This window comes from Pseudomonas sp. YJ42 (assembly GCF_047225135.1).
GTDB classification, from domain to species: Bacteria; Pseudomonadota; Gammaproteobacteria; order Pseudomonadales; family Pseudomonadaceae; genus Stutzerimonas; species Stutzerimonas stutzeri_E.
Window position 1 is genome coordinate 3,850,159 of record NZ_CP178378.1, and the last position, 18,744, is coordinate 3,868,902.

Annotated in this window: 16 protein-coding genes and 1 other RNA gene; 9 read left to right on the top strand and 8 right to left on the bottom strand. The window is 61.0% G+C overall.

The genetic code is table 11. The features are described from left to right. Positions 1 to 71: 71 nt before the first annotated feature. The 5 genes from ssrA to ACL0K2_RS17725 form a co-directional block, all read right to left on the bottom strand. Positions 72 to 450: a transfer-messenger RNA gene (ssrA, locus tag ACL0K2_RS17705) on the bottom strand. Between the two features lie 156 nt (positions 451 to 606). After that, entirely contained in the window at positions 607 to 915 is a 309-nt protein-coding gene (locus ACL0K2_RS17710) for a hypothetical protein (protein ID WP_045160832.1), read from the bottom strand. 163 nt (positions 916 to 1,078) lie between these two features. Next, positions 1,079 to 3,916, bottom strand: coding sequence for an FAD-binding and (Fe-S)-binding domain-containing protein (locus tag ACL0K2_RS17715; protein ID WP_413043148.1), 2,838 nt, complete (start codon positions 3,914 to 3,916; stop codon positions 1,079 to 1,081). A gap of 55 nt (positions 3,917 to 3,971) precedes the next feature. Continuing rightward, a complete protein-coding gene (gene lldD, locus ACL0K2_RS17720) occupies positions 3,972 to 5,141 on the bottom strand; it encodes an FMN-dependent L-lactate dehydrogenase LldD (protein ID WP_045160834.1) in 1,170 nt (389 codons plus the stop codon). Between the two features lie 178 nt (positions 5,142 to 5,319). Continuing rightward, entirely contained in the window at positions 5,320 to 7,014 is a 1,695-nt protein-coding gene (locus ACL0K2_RS17725; protein WP_239610926.1) for an L-lactate permease, read from the bottom strand. Between the two features lie 278 nt (positions 7,015 to 7,292). Between ACL0K2_RS17725 and ACL0K2_RS17730 the strand changes: the two genes are divergently transcribed. Continuing rightward, positions 7,293 to 8,084, top strand: a complete 792-nt coding sequence (locus tag ACL0K2_RS17730; protein ID WP_045160836.1) for an FCD domain-containing protein — start codon at positions 7,293 to 7,295, stop codon at positions 8,082 to 8,084. 68 nt (positions 8,085 to 8,152) lie between these two features. Here ACL0K2_RS17730 and smpB read toward each other — a convergent pair whose 3' ends face one another. After that, positions 8,153 to 8,635, bottom strand: a complete 483-nt coding sequence (gene smpB / locus ACL0K2_RS17735; RefSeq protein ID WP_045160837.1) for an SsrA-binding protein SmpB — start codon at positions 8,633 to 8,635, stop codon at positions 8,153 to 8,155. Positions 8,636 to 8,861: 226 nt separating this feature from the next. Between smpB and ACL0K2_RS17740 the strand changes: the two genes are divergently transcribed. Both ACL0K2_RS17740 and ACL0K2_RS17745 read left to right on the top strand, forming a co-directional pair. Then, positions 8,862 to 9,296 carry a type II toxin-antitoxin system RatA family toxin gene (locus tag ACL0K2_RS17740; protein WP_045160838.1) on the top strand — a complete coding sequence of 145 codons (435 nt, stop codon included), beginning with the start codon at positions 8,862 to 8,864 and terminating at the stop codon, positions 9,294 to 9,296. Continuing rightward, on the top strand, positions 9,289 to 9,615 hold the full coding sequence (locus ACL0K2_RS17745; protein WP_045160839.1) for an RnfH family protein: 327 nt from the start codon (positions 9,289 to 9,291) through the stop codon (positions 9,613 to 9,615). Before ACL0K2_RS17740 ends, ACL0K2_RS17745 begins: the two co-directional genes overlap by 8 nt. Before the next feature lie 61 nt (positions 9,616 to 9,676). Here ACL0K2_RS17745 and ACL0K2_RS17750 read toward each other — a convergent pair whose 3' ends face one another. After that, a complete protein-coding gene (locus tag ACL0K2_RS17750) occupies positions 9,677 to 10,180 on the bottom strand; it encodes an outer membrane protein assembly factor BamE (protein WP_413043149.1) in 504 nt (167 codons plus the stop codon). 93 nt (positions 10,181 to 10,273) lie between these two features. On the opposite strand from ACL0K2_RS17750, the gene fur reads away from it, so the two are divergent. Next, on the top strand, positions 10,274 to 10,681 hold the full coding sequence (fur, locus tag ACL0K2_RS17755; RefSeq protein WP_045160841.1) for a ferric iron uptake transcriptional regulator: 408 nt from the start codon (positions 10,274 to 10,276) through the stop codon (positions 10,679 to 10,681). 51 nt (positions 10,682 to 10,732) lie between these two features. On the opposite strand, the gene recN is transcribed toward fur, so the two are convergent. Beyond that, entirely contained in the window at positions 10,733 to 12,409 is a 1,677-nt protein-coding gene (gene recN, locus ACL0K2_RS17760) for a DNA repair protein RecN (RefSeq protein ID WP_239610924.1), read from the bottom strand. Between the two features lie 223 nt (positions 12,410 to 12,632). Here recN and grpE point away from each other — a divergent pair, with 223 nt between their 5' ends. The 5 genes from grpE (at position 12,633) to carA (ending at position 18,737) form a co-directional block, all read left to right on the top strand. Continuing rightward, entirely contained in the window at positions 12,633 to 13,202 is a 570-nt protein-coding gene (grpE, locus tag ACL0K2_RS17765) for a nucleotide exchange factor GrpE (protein WP_045160843.1), read from the top strand. 95 nt (positions 13,203 to 13,297) lie between these two features. Continuing rightward, on the top strand, positions 13,298 to 15,211 hold the full coding sequence (gene dnaK / locus ACL0K2_RS17770; RefSeq protein WP_045160844.1) for a molecular chaperone DnaK: 1,914 nt from the start codon (positions 13,298 to 13,300) through the stop codon (positions 15,209 to 15,211). A gap of 170 nt (positions 15,212 to 15,381) precedes the next feature. Next, positions 15,382 to 16,512, top strand: coding sequence for a molecular chaperone DnaJ (dnaJ, locus tag ACL0K2_RS17775; protein WP_045160845.1), 1,131 nt, complete (start codon positions 15,382 to 15,384; stop codon positions 16,510 to 16,512). A gap of 78 nt (positions 16,513 to 16,590) precedes the next feature. Further along, positions 16,591 to 17,397, top strand: coding sequence for a 4-hydroxy-tetrahydrodipicolinate reductase (dapB, locus tag ACL0K2_RS17780; RefSeq protein WP_045160846.1), 807 nt, complete (start codon positions 16,591 to 16,593; stop codon positions 17,395 to 17,397). 191 nt (positions 17,398 to 17,588) lie between these two features. Further along, positions 17,589 to 18,737 carry a glutamine-hydrolyzing carbamoyl-phosphate synthase small subunit gene (gene carA, locus ACL0K2_RS17785; protein ID WP_045160847.1) on the top strand — a complete coding sequence of 383 codons (1,149 nt, stop codon included), beginning with the start codon at positions 17,589 to 17,591 and terminating at the stop codon, positions 18,735 to 18,737. Positions 18,738 to 18,744: the final 7 nt, after the last annotated feature.

An 18,744-nucleotide genomic window follows, 5' to 3' on the forward strand; every position in this document is an offset into this window, starting at 1 on the left:
ACAGTCGCTACGCCTGGAAGCAAAAACCCCTGAAATTCACTAGGAAAATCAGGGGTTTAGGTGTTTCGAATTGGTGGAGCCGGGGGGATTTGAACCCCCGTCCGCCAGCTCTCCACTGTCGGTACTACATGCTTAGCCAAATCTACTGAGTTAACTCCGCGCCGCCCGATTGGCAGGGTGCTTGGAGCGAGCTGCATGAGTTTTAGCCGTTACGTCTGCAGCGAACTTGGCGGCGATCCTGTTCTATCTGACAGTCATTTCGGGTTTACAGGCATCCCCTAGTGACCGCTGGCGCCGAAGCGACCAGATGAAGGTTAGGCGGCTAGCGCGTACCCTTCGTAGTTGTCGTCGTTGGCAACTATAAGTTTGCAACAGTGGATTTACGAGTTCTGTTACCAACTCGGCATGCACCTAGAGTTTTGTTACCGGCGTCGAATCCTAATCGGCCCCATGAAGCGTGTCGCAGCCTCATGTGCTGCGCAGTGTACGCCAGAAAGCCTGGTCACGTCGAACGCTTGATCCCTTAGATGGGGGGCCTTTTGTCGGTATTCAAGGGAAGGGGGAAATTGGCAAGGCCAACCGCGGGTGGCCCTGCCGAGGGTGGTGTCAGTTACTGGAACCCGAGCCGGTGCCGCTGCTGCCGGTACTGCCTGAGCTGCCGGGGCCTTCTAGCTCTTGCAGGGCTTTGGTCGAATGCGCGATGCAGGTTTCGGTATCGCCGGATTGCTGGGCTTGACGGGCCTGCTTGATGAGGTCCTCGACTTCGCTGCGTGCCGGCTCGCCGAGCGTCGCCTGGCTGGTGGCCATGTTGTCGTCGATTTCCTGCATGTTCAGCTGGCAGAGATCTTTGTCGGCGGCAAATGCAGCGGGACTGGCGATCAGAGCGGCTGCAGCAAGTAGGGCAAATTTTTTCATGAGATCCTCCAGGGAGTTAACTTCCCGGCGGGCCTGCCTGATTCTGCTATTGCGCGGCAGCGCCGAGGCGAGTCGAGCCTCTATGCAAAATGGGCTCATAACTTCGGACTGCGGCTGCGCTCGAGCGTTTCATCTTTCTGACAGGGACGCTGGCCGAGGACTATCAGGTCGGGGCGGCAACGACTCTGGCCCGGCTATTGCGATTCACGAGATAAACCAGTCCGTGATAATCGATGCCGCCGTGCTGCGACAGGCCGATTTCGCAAGTGCGGCTGGTGGAAATGCCTTCGTCGCAGATCTGTACGGCATCTTTCAGGCTGCGCAGCGCGTGCGCATTGAGCTCGGGCGTGGTGAAGCCTTTGTCGCCGGCGAAGCCGCAACAGTGGATGCCTTCGGGAATCACGACTTCCTTGGCGCAGCGTCGGGCGATGTCGATCAATGCCTGGGCTTCGCCGAGGTGCTGGGTGCTGCAGGTCACGTGCACGGCGATTGGGCCATCCTGTGGCTCGAAGTCCAGCCTGTCGAGCAGGTGGGTGCGGATGAAACGTACCGGATCGAAAACCTGCAGGCGCTCATCCGCCAGGTCCTGAACCAGGCGTAGGGTGCATGGACTGGTGTCGCAATAGATGGGGTCCAGTCCGCCGCGGCTGGCTTTGAGCAGCGCATCCAGGGTTTCCTGACGCTTGCGATCGGCTTGTTCGGCGTAGCCCTTGGAGGCGAATGGCTGGCCGCAGCAAAGACTGTTCAGGTTGTCTGGGAAGACCACTTGATAGCCGGCTTTCTCCAGCAAGACACGGGTGGTGTCTAGCAGCGGTTCCTGTTCCTGGTCACGGGCGGCAGGGCCCATGGCGCGAGACACGCAAGCGGCCAAGTAGACGACGCGTGGTCGTTCGTCTTGCGCCGTGGGTTGGGGCAGGTGCAAGCGTTGCAACGGTTGCGGCATGGCCGGCGTCCATTGCGGCACGCGCCCTTTACTGGCATTGCTGAACGTCGCAGAGGTTTTGCTCAACAGCCGCGTGCCCATCATCAGGTGCGCGCCGTTGGCCACATGCAGCATGAATCGGGTGCCTTGCACGGCGGTGCTGAAGTGATCGGCCAGCCAGCTGGCCGCGCGAGTTTTGTCGGCGTTACGACCCCGCAGTTTGCGCACCAGGTCGCCCGTGTTGATGCTCACCGGGCAGCGCTGGGCGCAAAGGCCCGTGGCGGCGCAGGTTTCGACGCCATGGTAGTCGTAGCGTCGTTCAAGTTCGGCGGTGTCGATGCCGGCGCGCTTTTTCGCCTGAATGTCGCGCCAGACCACGATGCGCTGGCGCGGTGTCAGGGTCAGTCCGTTGGACGGGCAGACCGGCTCGCAGAAGCCGCATTCGATGCATTTGTCGACGATCTCGTCGGCCGCCGGCATCGGCTTGAGGTGTTTGAGGTGGATCTGCGGATCCTCGCTGAGCACGACGTCTGGATTGAGGATGCCCTGCGGGTCGAGCAAACGCTTGATCTGCCACATCAGCTGATAGGCATCGTGGCCCCATTCCAGCTCCACAAAGGGCGCCATGTTGCGGCCGGTGCCGTGCTCGGCTTTCAGCGCACCACCGAACTCCACGGCGACCAGCTGGGTGACGTCCTGCATGAAGGCTTCGTAGCGCGCAACTTGCTGTGGATCTTCGAAGCCTTGGGTGAAGACGAAATGCAGGTTGCCTTCCAGGGCGTGGCCGAACAGGATCGCTTCGCGGTAGCCGTGCTTGTCGAACAGTTGGATCAGACGATTGACGCCTTCGGCAAGGCGCTCGAGGGGGAAGGTCACGTCCTCGATGATGACCGTGGTGCCGGTCTGGCGCACCGCGCCGACAGCGGGAAAGGTATCCTTGCGGATCTTCCAGAGCTGGTTGTAGACCACCGGGTCATCGCTGAAGTCGACCTGCTTTTCCATCGAGAAATGCGCGATCGAGGTCATGATCAGGTTGATCTGCTCATGCAGCAACGACTGGCTGGCCGCGCGTGATTCGATCAGGAGGGCGCAGGCGTTGGCCGACAATCCCTTGACCCACTCCGGCATGCCGACCTTGTTCTCCACCGAACGCAGGCTGCGACGGTCGAGCAGTTCGACTGCCGAGACCGGTTGCTGCTTGAGCACCGGCACGGCGAGGCAGCAGGTTTCGACGTCCGGGAAGACGACCAGGGCGCTGGCCTTGTGCGGGTGGTCCGGCACGGTGTCATAGGTAACCGCGCTGATGAAACCGAGCGTCCCTTCGGAGCCGACCATCAGGTGGTTGAGGATGTCGAGCGGCTCGTCGAAATCGACCAGTGCATTGAGCGAGAAACCGGTGGTGTTCTTCAGCCGGTACTTGTGGCGAATCTTCGCCGCCAGTTCGGCATTCGCACGGGTCGACTGGCCAAGCTCGGCGAGCTGATCGAGCAGCGCCGCGTGGCTTTGGCGGAAAGATTCGACGCTGGAGGGGTCTTCGCTGTCGACCACGGTGCCGTCGGCCAGTACCAGGCGCAGGCCGGCAAGCGTCTTGTAGCTGTTCTGCGCCGTGCCGCAGCACATGCCGCTGGAGTTGTTGGCGACGATGCCGCCGATCTTGGCCGCGTTGATCGAGGCTGGGTCAGGGCCGATCTTGCGCTGGAGGGGTGCCAGGACCGCGTTGGCGTTGGCGCCGATGACGCCCGGCTGCAGGCGGATCCGTTCGCCACCGTTGCGAATCTCGCGGCCGTTCCAGTTGTCGCCCAGGACGATCAGCACCGAATCGGAGATCGCTTGGCCGGAGAGGCTGGTGCCCGCGGCGCGAAAGGTCACCGGAACACGCTGTTCGTGGGCCAGTTTGAGCAAGCCCACCACTTCGGCTTCGGACTCCACGCGCACCACCAGTTTCGGAATCAACCGGTAGAAGCTGGCATCGGTGCCGAACGCCAGCGTGGACAGCGGGTCGTCGAAGCGCCGCTGTGCCGGTATCAACTGTTCGACGGCGACGAGGAAGTCGTTCGGCAGGGCGGCAGGCGCGTTCATGTAGGCTCCAGGAATTCAAGCGGGCCGCGCAAGGAGTCGCGCGGCCTCGTGAGGCTCATTCGACGTGTTTGGTGGTCTGGTACTGGCCCAGTTCACGAACCAGCGAATCGGTGGTTATCTCGCTGATCGACTTGGCGCCGGTCAACACCATGGCCACGCGCATTTCCTTTTCGATCAGGTCGAGCAGGTTGGTTACTCCGGCTTCGCCATCGGCCGCCAGTGCATAGGCGAAAGCGCGGCCGAGCATGACGGTATCGGCGCCCAGGGCGATCATGCGCACCACATCGAGGCCGCTGCGAATACCGGAGTCGGCGAGAATCTTCAGGTCACCCTTCACTGCGTCGGCGATGGCCGGCATCGCGCGGGCGCTGGAAAGTACGCCGTCGAGCTGACGGCCGCCGTGATTGGACACGATGATGCCGTCGGCGCCGAAGGTCACTGCGTCGCGGGCATCTTCGGCATCGAGGATGCCCTTGATCACCATTGGGCCGTCCCAGAACTCGCGAATCCACTCCAGGTCTTTCCAGGAAATCGAAGGATCGAAGTTGGCTGCCAGCCAGCCGATGTAGTCTTCCAGTCCGGTCGGGTTGCCCCGATAGGTGGAAATGTTGCCCAGGTCGTGTGGCTTTCCATGCAAGCCCACATCCCAGGCCCAAAAGGGATGGGTCATGGCTTGCAGTACGCGGCGGATGCTGGCATTTGGGCCGCTCATGCCGGAGTGCGCGTCGCGATAACGCGCGCCGGGGGTCGGCATGTCCACGGTAAACACGAGAGTGGTGACGCCCGCTGCCTTGGCGCGCTCCAGGGCGTTCTTCATGAAACCGCGGTCTTTCAGCACGTAGAGCTGGAACCACATTGGCCGCTGGATCGCCGGGGCAACTTCTTCGATCGGGCAGACCGATACGGTGGAAAGGGTGAAGGGGATACCCTTCTTGTCGGCGGCACGGGCAGCCTGGACTTCACCGCGACGCGCGAGCATGCCGGTCAGGCCGACCGGGGCCAGCACTACGGGCATGGACAGGGTTTCGCCGAACAGTTGGGTTTCCAGACTGAGCTCGGACATGTTGCGCAACACCCGCTGGCGCAAAGCGATGCTGGCCAGATCGTCGACGTTACGCCGCAGCGTGTACTCGGCGTAGGCGCCGCCGTCGACGTAGTGGAACAGGAACGGCGGCAGCTTGCGTTTCGCGGCAGCGCGGTAATCCGTGGAGGCAGAGATGATCATCGTTGTTCTCACCAGTTGAAACGAGGTATGTCTCGTGATGCTCCCCATGTCGACGAGGGGCATGGTTGTCGGGTCTGGCTTTTTGCCCTGATCGCGCTTTGCGCGAAGTGCGCGGTGACGTCGGGCGGGTTCGAAGCGCCGTTGCCCCGAATTTCGTCGGGGCAACGGTTGTACCGGGTTAGACGCCGACGAGCGGGTCCGTCACGCCCATCAGGTAGATCGCCACCAAGCCGATTACGCCTGTGGCCAGCACGTAGTACAGGGTAGGCCAAACGGTCTTGCGCAGGGTGACGCCCTCGCGGCCCAGTAAGCCGACGGTAGCCGAGGCCGCAACCACGTTGTGAATCGCAACCATGTTGCCTGCTGCGGCGCCGACCGCCTGAATGGCCACGACCATGGCGCCGGAAATGCCCAGCGATTGCGCCACGCCGAACTGGAACTGGCTGAACATCATGTTGCTGACGGTGTTCGAGCCGGCGAGGAAGGCGCCCAGCGCACCGACTGAAGGTGCCAGCAGTGGATAGATGCCGCCTACGCTGTCCGCGACGTAGCGAGCCATGGCGATCGGCATGCTTGGCAGATCGCTGGCGTTGACGCCGGAGTTGATCAGGATGCGAACCATCGGCACGGTGAACAGCAGCACGAACCCGGCGCTGAGCAGCACGCCGCTGGATTCTTTCACGGCGGCTTTGAGCTCGGCTGCTCGCATGCCATGCATGAAGAAAGTGATCAGCACGACCGCGACCAGAATGCCGCCAGGCAGATACAGCGGTTCGATGCTGGCGCTGACACCGGTCTCACCGAGGATGTTGGCGAAGGCGATGGACACCGACTTCAGCGCGGCGGACACCTGTGGGAAGACGCGGCTGATCACCAGGATCGCGCCGACCAGCACATAAGGCAGCCAGGCAAGGAATGCGCTCATCGGACGTGCGGCAAGGTCGTCGAGCTTCATCTCGATGGTGCCGATCCACTCTGCGGGCCAATCTTTCGCGTCGGCGAAATCCCAAGTGTTTTTCGGGACCAGGAAATTGAAGCGAGCAGCCGTCGTAACGATGGCCAGGCCGACCAGGCCACCGAGCAGCGATGGAAACTCAGGGCCGAGGAATACGCCGGTTGTCACATAAGGAAGCGTGAAGGCGAGGCCGGCAAAGATTGCGAAGGGCATCACCTCGAATCCGGCTTTCCAGCTTTTTTCCTTGCCGAAGAAACGCGTCAGCATCATCACCATGATCAGCGGCATGATCGTGCCGACGATGGCGTGGGTGATCGCGACGCTGCTGGTGATCTGTTGCAGAAAGATCGGCCAGCTGGAGCCCTGGGCGGTCAGTTGTGCGCCGAGAGTGGCGGTGTCCAGGCCACTGTTAACGCCGACGATGATGGGGGTACCCACGGCGCCGAACGAGACCGGCGTACTCTGCACCAACATGCCCATCAGCACCGCGGCCATAGCCGGGAAACCGACGGCGACCAGTAACGGCGCCGCGATGGCGGCAGGGGTGCCGAAGCCGGATGCGCCCTCGATGAAGCAGCCGAACAGCCAGGCGATGATAATGGCCTGGATACGACGATCGGGACTGATGGTGGTGAAGCCCGCGCGGATGGCGGTAATGCCGCCGGAGTGCTTCAGGGTATTGAGCAGCAGGATCGCACCGAAAATGATCCATAGCAGGCCGAGAGTAATGACCAGGCCTTGTAAGGTAGAAGCGATGATGCGGGTGAAGCTCATATTCCAGATGAACAGGCCGATCGCGGCCGTGAAGATAAATACAACAGGCATGGCGCGGCTGGCCGGCCAGCGCAGACCTATCAACAACACTGCAGCGAGCAGAATCGGGGTAAAGGCGAATAGGGCGAGCAGTCCGTTGGACATGTCAGGCTCCCATGGTCGAGTTGAACGAACGGAAGCCCGAGCGGACCGGTGATGAGCAGATGGCTGGAGACCGCATTCAGTAGTCCTCTTATTGTTGGATGCGCTTCGATGTAAAATGGTATTACCAATTTACAGCGAAGTTCGGCCAGCGTAAGAGCTCTGTCCTGTCTGCGTCAATTAGCAAGCTATAGACTTTGGTCGCAGCGATGCATGTTGCGGTGGTTCGGGCGGCTGGCTACGCTTGAATTCGTATAGTGGTCAAACCAATCGAGGTTGTCATGGAAGTGGGAGTGGTGCGTCAGCGGAGGCTGGCCGATAACATTGTCGAGCAACTCGAAGGCATGATTCTCGAAGGCACGCTCAAGGCTGGCGAGCGGCTGCCGGCGGAGCGATTGCTGGCTGAGCAGTTCGGTGTGTCCCGTCCTTCATTGCGCGAGGCGATCCAGAAGCTGGCAGCGAAGGGCCTGCTGGTCAGCCGTCACGGCGGTGGTAATTTCGTGGCCGAATCCTTGGGCTCGACGTTCAGCGACCCGCTGTTGCATCTCCTGGAAAATAATGCCGATGCACAACGCGATCTGCTCGAGTTTCGCCATACGTTGGAAGGCAGTTGCGCCTATTACGCAGCGCTGCGGGCGACAGATGTCGACCAACAGCGGCTCGGCGAGGCCTTCGCGGTGCTGCAGGACTGCTATGTGCGCGAGGGGACGGTTACTCGGGCTGAAGAAGGCGCTGCGGACGCGCGCTTTCATCTCGCCATTGCCGAGGCCAGCCATAACGCGGTGTTGCTGCATACCATCCGCGGCTTGTTCGATCTGCTCAAGCGCAATGTGGTGACCAATATCGGTGGCATGTATGCGCTGCGCAAGGAAACCCGCACCATGCTCATGCAGCAGCATCAGGAGCTCTACGACGCGATCATCGCCCGGCAGGCCAATGAGGCGCGCGAGGTGATCCATCGCCACATCAGTTATGTGCAGGAAGTGCTCGCCGAAGGGCAGCAGGAGGCGCAGCGGCTGGCGAGGGCGCAGCGACGGCAAGGCACGGCGGGGAAATCCGGGGGCGTGGAATGATCAAGGTAGGAAAGGTGTGAAGTCGTGAGCGTGGAACGGAGGGTTTTCCGCTCCACGCCAAGGGCAGCTCAGTCTTCCTTGCCCTTGGTGCGCATGGCGCGCTGAATCTCGCGGTCGGAGTCACGCTCCTTTTCGGTGTGGCGCTTATCGAACTCCTTCTTGCCCTTGCCCAAGGCGATCTCGCATTTGATCAGATGCTTTTTCCAGTAGATCGCCAGGGCAACGCACGCATACCCCTTTTGTTGCACGGCACCGAACAGCTTGCCTAGCTCACGCTTGTTCAGTAGCAGCTTGCGGGTGCGTGTCGGGTCTGCGATCACATGGGTGCTGGCCGTCGTCAGCGGTGTGATGTGGCAGCCCATCAACCAGGCTTCCCCATCCTTGAGCAGGACGTAACTGTCCACCAGTTGGGCTTTGCCTGCGCGCAGGCTTTTCACTTCCCAGCCGGCCAGAACGAGGCCGGCCTCGAATTTCTGTTCGATGAAGTAGTCGTGTAGCGCCTTCTTGTTCAGCGCGATGGTCCCGGGGGACTGTTTCTTCTGTTTGGCCATAGGCTGCGCATTATAGGGAGTCGCGTTGCGGCTGGCGATAAGCAGTGCGCTGCGACTGTGTGAAACTTGAGAGGGGTGCGCTTATCCTCGACAATATGCCAATCTTTACGTCTGTTCGGCCACTGGAGTCGCTCTGTGGCGGAGCTGCGTGATCACTTGCTCTCGGTAAGCGCTGTTGCCATTAGCGGCTTCGGTTGCCGATGTCGAAATGAACTAGAAGGACCGAATGACGACGCATATTCAACGCTCGGCGCTGCTGCCCTATCCGGCGCGCGCGCTGTTCGACATGGTCAATGATGTTGCCAGCTATCCACAGTTTCTCCCTTGGTGTTCGGCGACCGAAGTTCTGTCCAGCAGCGAAACTGAGATGCAGGCCAGCATGACGGTGGCGAAAGCCGGCATGAGTCAGCGTTTCCTCACGCACAACGAGCTGCAGGCGGGCAAGCGCATCGAGATGACGCTCAAAGAGGGCCCGTTCAGTCACCTGCACGGTGTGTGGGAGTTCAAGGCACTGGGCGAAAAGGCCTGCAAAATCAGCCTCGATCTGACCTTCGATTACGCCGGGCCCCTGGTCCGCGCCACCCTGGGGCCGTTGTTCAATCAGGCCGCCAACACCTTGGTCGATGCATTCTGTGACAGGGCGAAGCAGCTTTATGGATAAACCGGAGTCGGTCATAGCGGTCGAGGTGGTCTATGCCCTGGCCGACAAGCAGAAGTTGCTGCGTCTGACGGTTCCGCAGGGCACAACGGTGCGCCAGGCCGCGTTGCGCTCGAAGATGGATAGTTTTTTTCCCGGCCTGGATTTGGCGAACGCCCCGCTTGGCATCTTCGGCAAGGCGGTGCCCAAAGCCGAAGAGCGTGTGCTTGAAGAGGGCGAGCGAGTGGAAATTTACCGCCCGTTGATCGCCGATCCCAAGGAAGTGCGCAAGCAGCGTGCGGCAAAGGCGGCGCAGAGCAAGGCCGCCGGGTCGGCTGAATAACCATCGCGGATAGCAAAAAGCCCGGCACGCCGGGCTTTTTCATGTGTGGTCAATGTATTCGCTAGTCGGTTTCCAGTCGGCCCGGAGTCGGGACCGGGACAGGCTCGGCGGCATCGACGTCGCGCTGGATCTCTTCGAGCAGTGAGCCGGGTTCGGGCGTCTCTGGTTCGGTACGGACCGGCGTCTCGCTAGTTGGGCGATCGGTGCCGAGAATGGCTTCGTCGCGACTCACGCCTGGCTTGAAATCGCCAGCGAGGCCGGTCAGTTGGTCGTTGGCGTTGAAGACCAGGCTGACCCGCTCCTGCTGGCGCTGGCTGCCGCCTGGCTGGATGCTGTACAGGTAATCCCAGCGATTAGCGTGGAAGGTATCGGTGATCAACGGGTTGCCCATGATAAACCGTACTTGCGAACGGGTCATTCCCGGGCGTAACTGGTCTATCATGTCCTGCGTAACGACATTGCCCTGTTGAATATCGACCTTGTAAACCCCGGGGAATGAACAACCGGCGAGTGCGAACAGGCCCACGAGGGTGAGACTGGACAGCATGAGCTTGGTGTTTTGCATCGGTAGGTGACTTCCACTATCTTGGCTGGGCAAAGCCCGGATCATACCCGTATTGAAGGAGGCTGCGAAACAGCAGCAGCGAGAAAGCCAACCATGGTTGAAAATAGCGAACTACGCAAAGCTGGCCTCAAAGTAACCCTGCCGCGGGTCAAGATCCTGCAAATGCTGGATACCACTGATCAGCGCCACATGAGCGCCGAGGATGTCTATAAGGCCCTGATGGAGGCCGGCGAGGATGTCGGCCTGGCGACGGTCTACCGAGTGTTGACTCAATTCGAGGCGGCCGGTCTTGTGGTTCGGCACAATTTCGATGGCGGTCATGCGGTATTCGAGCTGGCTGATAGCGGCCATCACGATCACATGGTCTGCGTCGACAGTGGCGATGTGATCGAGTTTTTCGACTCCGAAATCGAAAAGCTTCAGAAAGAAATCGTCAAACGCCACGGTTATGAGCTGGTCGACCATAACTTGGTGCTCTACGTGCGCAAGAAGACCGACTGACTGTCGGCACCGAAACAAAAAGGCGACCCGTGGGTCGCCTTTTTTGTCTGCTTAAGAAGTCTGGGCCGAGCCTATCATCTGTCTAGCGTGGGCCAGGGCTTGCTCAGTCAGATCGACGCCGCCGAGCATCCGGGCGATTTCTTCTACCCGTTCGCCTCCTTCCAGTGCTGCCACTGCCGTGTGCGTCTCGTCACTGCCGCGTGCTTTGTGCACGAATAAATGGTGATGCCCCTGCGCGGCCACTTGGGGCAGGTGAGTCACGGTAAGCACCTGGCCCCGCTCACCGAGACGGCGCAGCAACTGTCCGACCACTTCGGCCGTCGGCCCGCCAATGCCAACATCCACCTCGTCGAATACCAGTGTCGGTGTTCGCGAGGTCTGCGCTGTGATGACCTGGATCGCCAGGCTGATACGCGACAATTCACCGCCGGACGCGACCTTCGCCAACGGGCGCAGTGGTTGCCCCGGGTTGGCGCTGACGAGAAACTCCACCTGTTCCAGCCCGTGCGGCATAAGATCGCCAGCCGATGAGGGTTTGAGTACCACGCTGAACTTGCCGCCAGGCATGCCCAGCCGCTGTATCTCTGCTTCGACTGCGGTGGCAAGGGATTCGGCCGCTTGCTGGCGAGCGCTGCTCAGCTCTCCAGCTTTTTCCTGATAGTGGCGCGTATAGGCTTCAAGCTCTTCACTCAGCTGCTCCAGAGCATCGTCGTCTGCATTCAAGCTTTCCAGTTCTTCGAACAGGCTCTGTTGCAGTGTTGGAAGCTCCTGTGGCTGCACTCGGTGTTTGCGCGCCAGGGTATAGATGCTGTCCAGGCGTTCTTCCAGCGCCTGCTGACGCTGCGGATCGGAGTCGAAGTGGTCGAGGAAACGGTTCAGTTCGCCAACCGCTTCTTCCACCTGGATCTGCGCGCTGGAAAGCAGGTTGACCGCTTCGCCAAGCGCTCCGGGCTGGTTCTGGAATCCGGTGAGGCGCTGCAGGCTCGAGGTCAGTGCCGATAACACGTTACCTGCATCGCTCTCGCTGCACAGGTCGATAACCTGGCGGCAAGCGCCGAGCAGGTGCTCAGCGTTGGCGAGATTCTTATGCTCGCTTTCCAGTTGCTCCAGCTCTTCTTCGCCAAGCGCCAGGGTTTCCAGCTCTTCGAGCTGATAGCTCAGGAGCTGATGGCGTGCGCGCTGCTCATCGCTGCTGTTGCTCAGTCGCTCAAGCGTCTGTCGGGTCTGGCGCCAGCGCTGCGCGGCCATTTGCACCTGGCGGGCCAGGTCCTGGCAGCCGCCGTATTCATCGAGCAGGCGTCGGTGGGTGTCGAGCTTGAGCAGCGACTGATGCTCATGCTGGCTATGGATATCGATCAGCAATTCACCCAGTGCCTTCAAGTCGCCTTGCGGGCAGGGTGTGCCATTGATATAGCCGCGCGAGCGGCCTTCGGCGGTGATTACGCGACGGAGAATGCAGGGACCATCGGAGTCGAGATCGCGCTCGGCCAGCCAGGCGCGTGCATCCGGGATGTCATCGAGATCGAAACTGGCGAGGATATCGGCCTTGTCAGCGCCAATACGCACAACACTGCTATCGGCGCGGTCGCCCAGCGTCAGCCCCAAGGCGTCGAGCATGATTGATTTTCCGGCCCCGGTTTCGCCACTGATCACGCTCATGCCTCGCTTCAGCTCGAGGTCGAGGTGTTCGACGATGGCATAGTTTTGAACGGACAGATGAACCAGCATGGCAAGAACTCCCACTCGATGACTGGGTATTTATACAGTTATTTTGATTGACCTCACAAGCGTCTCGACATGGCTGGTATGTAAACAAAGCGCACTGGCAGATCGATGGTATTCGTTCTGAGGGGCTGATCTCATTGTCGCCCTTGAAGCCTGCTTCGCCGCCCCCATATAGCCGCACAAGCGCGAGCTGACCGCTCGCTGAAGTGTTGATGAGGAGGACCGCATGGCCGACGAGCAGAACCTGGAAAACCAGACCCCCGAAGAGAATGAAAGCGCACAAACCGAAGTTGCCGAAGACCTGGCTGCTCGGGTGCAATCCCTTGAGGAGCAGCTCGCAGCGGCCCAGGACCAGTCTCTGCGTGTCGCCGCTGAGCTGCAGAACATTCGTCGCCGCGCCGAACAGGACGTGGAAAAGGCGCACAAGTTCGCCCTCGAGAAGTTCGCTGGTGACCTGCTGGCCGTCGCTGACAGCCTGGAGCGCGGGCTGGAACTGTCGAATCCGGATGACGAGGCCGTCAAGCCAATGCGCGAAGGCGTCGAGCTGACGCTCAAGCTGTTGCTCGACACCCTGGCGCGCCATCAGTTGGTGCCGGTCGATCCTCAGGGCGAACCCTTCAATCCCGAGCATCACCAGGCGATGGCAATGGAAGAAAGCACCCATGCCGAGCCGGGCAGCGTGCTCAAGGTGTTCCAGAAGGGGTATCTGCTCAACGGCCGCCTGTTGCGCCCCGCAATGGTCGTCGTCAGTAAGGCGCCGGCAGAAACACCGCCTTCGATCGACGAGAAGGCTTGAATTTCGGCGGCCGACCCCCATCTGGTAGCCAAGCGTTTTTGTGTTACCGCAGCCGGTAAGCAGGCGCGGATCAATCAAAGTTCGGAGAGAAGCATATGGGCAAAATTATCGGTATCGACCTGGGAACGACCAACTCCTGCGTCTCCATTCTGGAAAACGGCAAGGCCAAGGTGATCGAGAACGCCGAAGGCGGCCGCACCACCCCGTCGATCATCGCCTACGCCAATGATGGCGAAATTTTGGTTGGCCAGTCGGCCAAGCGTCAGGCCGTGACCAACCCGCACAACACTCTGTACGCGGTGAAGCGACTGATTGGCCGTCGTTTCGATGAAGACGTCGTGCAGAAAGACATCCAGATGGTCCCTTACAAGATCGTCAAGGCAGACAACAATGACGCCTGGGTAGAAGTCAGCGGCCAGAAAATGGCGCCACCGCAAATCTCTGCCGAGATCCTGAAGAAGATGAAGAAGACCGCCGAAGACTATCTCGGCGAGCCAGTGACCGAAGCGGTGATCACCGTTCCGGCCTACTTCAACGACAGCCAGCGTCAGGCCACCAAGGACGCCGGTCGTATCGCCGGTCTGGACGTCAAGCGCATCATCAACGAGCCAACTGCCGCTGCGCTGGCCTACGGCATGGACAAGGCCAAGGGCGACCATACCGTGATCGTCTATGACCTGGGCGGCGGTACCTTCGACGTATCGGTAATCGAAATTGCCGAAGTCGATGGCGAGCACCAGTTCGAAGTGTTAGCTACCAACGGCGACACCTTCCTCGGTGGTGAGGACTTCGATATCCGCCTGATCGACTACCTCGTCGACGAATTCAAAAAAGAAACCGGCATGAACCTCAAGGGCGATCCGCTGGCCATGCAGCGCCTGAAGGAAGCTGCCGAGAAGGCCAAGATCGAGCTGTCCTCGAGCCAGCAGACCGACGTCAACCTGCCGTATATCACTGCAGACTCGACCGGTCCGAAGCACCTGAACGTGAAGATCTCCCGTGCCAAGCTGGAAGCTCTGGTCGAGGATCTGGTGCAGCGCACCATCGAGCCGTGCCGCATGGCCATGAAGGACGCCGGTATCGACGTGTCCAAGATTGACGACGTGATCCTGGTCGGCGGTCAGACCCGCATGCCGCTGGTGCAGCAGAAGGTCGCCGAGTTCTTCGGCAAGGAAGCGCGCAAGGACGTGAACCCGGACGAGGCGGTTGCCATGGGTGCTGCTATCCAAGGCGCCGTTCTGGCCGGTGATGTGAAGGACGTACTGCTGCTTGACGTCTCCCCGCTGACGCTGGGTATCGAAACCATGGGCGGCGTGATGACTGCGCTGATCGAGAAGAACACCACCATTCCGACCAAGAAGTCGCAGGTGTTCTCCACTGCGGACGACAACCAGAGCGCGGTGACCATCCACGTACTGCAAGGTGAGCGCAAGCAGGCGGCGCAGAACAAGTCGCTGGGTCGCTTCGATCTGGCCGAGATCCCGCCTGCGCCACGCGGTGTGCCGCAGATCGAGGTCACCTTCGACATCGACGCCAACGGCATTCTGCACGTGTCGGCGAAGGACAAGGCCACCGGCAAGCATCAGTCCATCGTGATCAAGGCCAACTCGGGTCTGTCCGAGGAAGAAATCGAGCAGATGGTGCGTGACGCCGAGGCCAACGCCGAGGAAGACCGCAAGTTCGAAGAGCTGGTCACCGCGCGTAACCAGGGTGATCAGCTGGTCCATGCGACCCGCAAAATGCTGACCGAGGCTGGCGACAAGGCCACTGAGGAAGATAAGGCCAGCATCGAGAAGGCTATCGGCGAACTGGAAGTGGCCATCAAGGGCGACGACAAGGCTGAGATCGAAGCCAAGATCGCAGCGGTCTCTCAGGCCTCCACGCCGTTGGCGCAGAAGATGTACGCCGAGCAGCCTCAGGGTGGCGAAGGCGCCCAGACGGGCGACAACGCGCAGTCCGGTGACGACGTGGTCGACGCCGAGTTCGAAGAGGTCAAGGACAACAAGTAAGCTGCGGCTTATGACCTCCATGACCTGGGGCAAAGCAGCGACCGCGATTATGGCCGCTGCCTTTCGCTCCAACCCGATGCGGTGATGCCGCGACGGGGGTGATCGCCGCGCGGGGGCTTGCTCCCGCGTCGGCGTGTCTGGAGGGTACGAATTGAAGGTTCAGGATATTTATGGCCAAACGTGACTATTACGAAGTGCTGGGTGTCGAGCGTGGCGCCAGCGAGGCGGAGCTGAAAAAGGCTTATCGTCGCCTCGCGATGAAGCACCATCCGGACCGTAACCCCGGAGACAAAGCCGCCGAAGACGCGTTCAAGGAAGCCAACGAGGCTTACGAAGTGCTGTCCGACGCGAGCAAGCGTCAGGCCTACGATCAGTACGGCCATGCCGGCGTCGATCCGCAGATGGGGGCGGGTGCCGGTGGTGCAGGCTATGGCGGTGCTAACTTCTCCGACATCTTCGGTGATGTCTTTAGCGATTTCTTCACCGGCGCGCGCGGCAGTTCACGCGGCGGTGCTCAGCGCGGCAGCGATCTGCGTTACACGCTGGAGTTGGATCTGGAAGAGGCTGTGCGTGGCACCACGGTGACCATTCGCGTGCCGACGCTGGTCGAGTGCAAGACTTGCGATGGTTCGGGCGCGAAGAAAGGCACCAGTCCGGTCACCTGTACTACCTGTGGCGGGATCGGCCAGGTGCGCATGCAGCAGGGCTTCTTCTCCGTACAGCAGACCTGCCCGCGCTGTCATGGCAGCGGCAAGATGATCTCGGATCCCTGCGGCAGCTGTCATGGCCAGGGGCGCGTGGAAGAGCAGAAAACCTTGTCTGTAAAAGTGCCGCCAGGCGTCGACACGGGCGACCGTATTCGTTTGACCGGCGAAGGCGAGGCGGGCGCGCAGGGTGGCCCGGCAGGCGACCTCTATGTCGTGGTCAACGTGCGCGAGCATCCGATCTTCCAGCGCGACGGCAAGCACCTGTACTGCGAGGTACCGATCAGTTTTGCTGACGCGGCGCTCGGGGGTGAGTTGGAGGTGCCGACGCTGGATGGTCGGGTCAAGCTGAAGATTCCCGAAGGGACCCAGACCGGCAAACAGTTCCGCTTGCGTGGTAAGGGTGTCGCTCCGGTTCGTGGCGGTGCCGCCGGTGATCTGCTGTGTCGTGTCGCGGTGGAAACGCCGGTCAACCTGGGTAAGCGTCAGCGCGAGCTGCTCGATGAGTTCCGCAAGACGCTGCAGAGCGACAGCTCCCATTCACCCAAGGCCAGTGGCTGGTTCGAGGGCATGAAGCGCTTTTTCGGCGATCTTTAACTCAGCGGCAGGCTGCGGTCGGCGGGCTTGTCGAAAGCGGTCGCTGCAGCATGTGGCTGGCAGCTTGGAGCGGTTTCTATGCGACGTATAGCAGTGATGGGCGCCGCTGGGCGCATGGGCAAGACCCTGGTCGAGGCTGTTCAGCAGACCGGCGGAGCCGCGGGTCTTACCGCGGCGATCGATCGGCCCGACAGTACCTTGGTCGGCGCCGATGCGGGGGAGCTGGCAGGCATCGGCCGCCTGGGCGTCCCGCTGATCGGTGACGCGGCAAAGGTGGCGGAAGAGTTCGATGTGCTGATCGACTTCACTCATCCTTCGGTGACGCTGAAAAACCTAGACGTGTGTCGCCGGGCGGGCAAGGCGATGGTGATCGGCACGACCGGCTTCTCGGTTGAGGAGAAGGAGAAGCTGGCGGCGGCGGCGAAGGAAATTCCGATCGTGTTCGCTGCCAACTTCAGCGTCGGGGTCAACCTCTGTCTGAAGTTGCTGGACACGGCGGCGCGGGTGCTCGGCGATGAGGTGGATATCGAGATCATCGAGGCGCATCACCGGCACAAGGTCGACGCCCCGTCCGGCACGGCGCTGCGCATGGGCGAGGTGGTCGCCGAAGCACTCGGGCGTGATCTGCAGAAGGTGGCGGTATATGGTCGCGAGGGGCAAACCGGCGCGCGCGCGCGCGACACCATTGGCTTCGCTACCGTCCGTGCGGGGGATGTGGTCGGTGACCATACAGTGCTGTTCGCTGCCGAAGGTGAGCGCGTCGAGATCACGCACAAGGCGTCCAGTCGCATGACATTCGCCCGCGGCGCGGTGCGCGCCGCCCTGTGGCTGGAGCAACAGCCAGCCGGGCTGTATGACATGCAGGACGTGCTTGGGCTGCGTTGAAACAGCTGCCGCTTGGCGTTCGGGCTGATTTCGGCTAGACCTGAAAAGGCGTTTTCTGTAAGCTTCCCGTTTTAGTGTGTCCACTAAAAGTTGCGCAGAAATGACTCAAATAAAAAGCGGGATGACCTTCACACGTCATCCCGCTTTTTTACAATCTGCGCCTGCTTCAGCCTTGATCTTTGGGAGGTCTCTTGACTAAGCCAGCCCTTGCGCCAGCCATTTTGGCCCTTGCCGATGGCAGTATCTTTCGCGGCGAATCCATCGGCGCCGACGGCCAGACTATCGGTGAGGTGGTGTTCAACACCGCCATGACCGGCTATCAGGAAATCCTCACCGATCCTTCCTATGCCAAGCAAATCGTCACCCTGACCTACCCGCACGTCGGTAACACCGGTACGACGCCGGAGGATGCGGAGTCCTGGAAGGTATGGGCCGCGGGGCTCGTTATCCGCGACCTGCCACTGATCCCGAGCAACTGGCGCGACAAGCAGTCACTTCCCGACTATCTCAAGGCCAACGGTACCGTTGCCATAGCTGGCATCGATACTCGTCGCCTGACTCGTATCCTCCGCGAGAAGGGTGCCCAAGACGGCTGTATTCTGGCAGGTGCCGACGCTACCGAAGAAAAGGCGTTGGAACTGGCGCGCAGCTTCCCGGGGCTCAAGGGCATGGACCTGGCCAAGGAAGTCAGCGTCAAGGAGCGCTACGAATGGCGCTCAACGGTCTGGAACCTGAAAGATGACGGCCATGCCGAGATCCCGGCTAACGAGCTGCCCTACCACGTCGTTGCCTTCGACTATGGCGTGAAATACAACATTCTGCGCATGCTGGTCGCGCGTGGCTGCCGCGTTACCGTATTGCCGGCGCAGACGCCCGCTAGCGAGGCCTTGGCGCTGAACCCGGACGGTATCTTCTTGGCCAACGGCCCGGGTGACCCCGAGCCATGCGACTACGCGATCAAGGCGATACAGGAAGTGCTCGAAACCGACATTCCGGTGTTCGGCATTTGCCTCGGCCATCAGTTGCTGGCGCTCGCTTCCGGTGCCAAGACCGTGAAGATGCCCAACGGTCACCACGGTGCGAACCACCCGGTTCAGGATCTGAAGACCGGTGTGGTGATGATCACCAGTCAGAACCATGGCTTTGCCGTGGACGAAGCGAGCCTGCCGGCCAATGTGCGTGCTACGCATAAGTCGCTGTTCGATGGCACCTTGCAAGGCATCGAGCGGACCGACAAGGTCGCCTTCAGCTTCCAGGGTCACCCCGAGGCAAGTCCCGGCCCGCATGACGTGGCGCCGCTGTTCGACCGCTTCATCGATGCCATGGCCAAGCGCCGCTAAGCCCGCC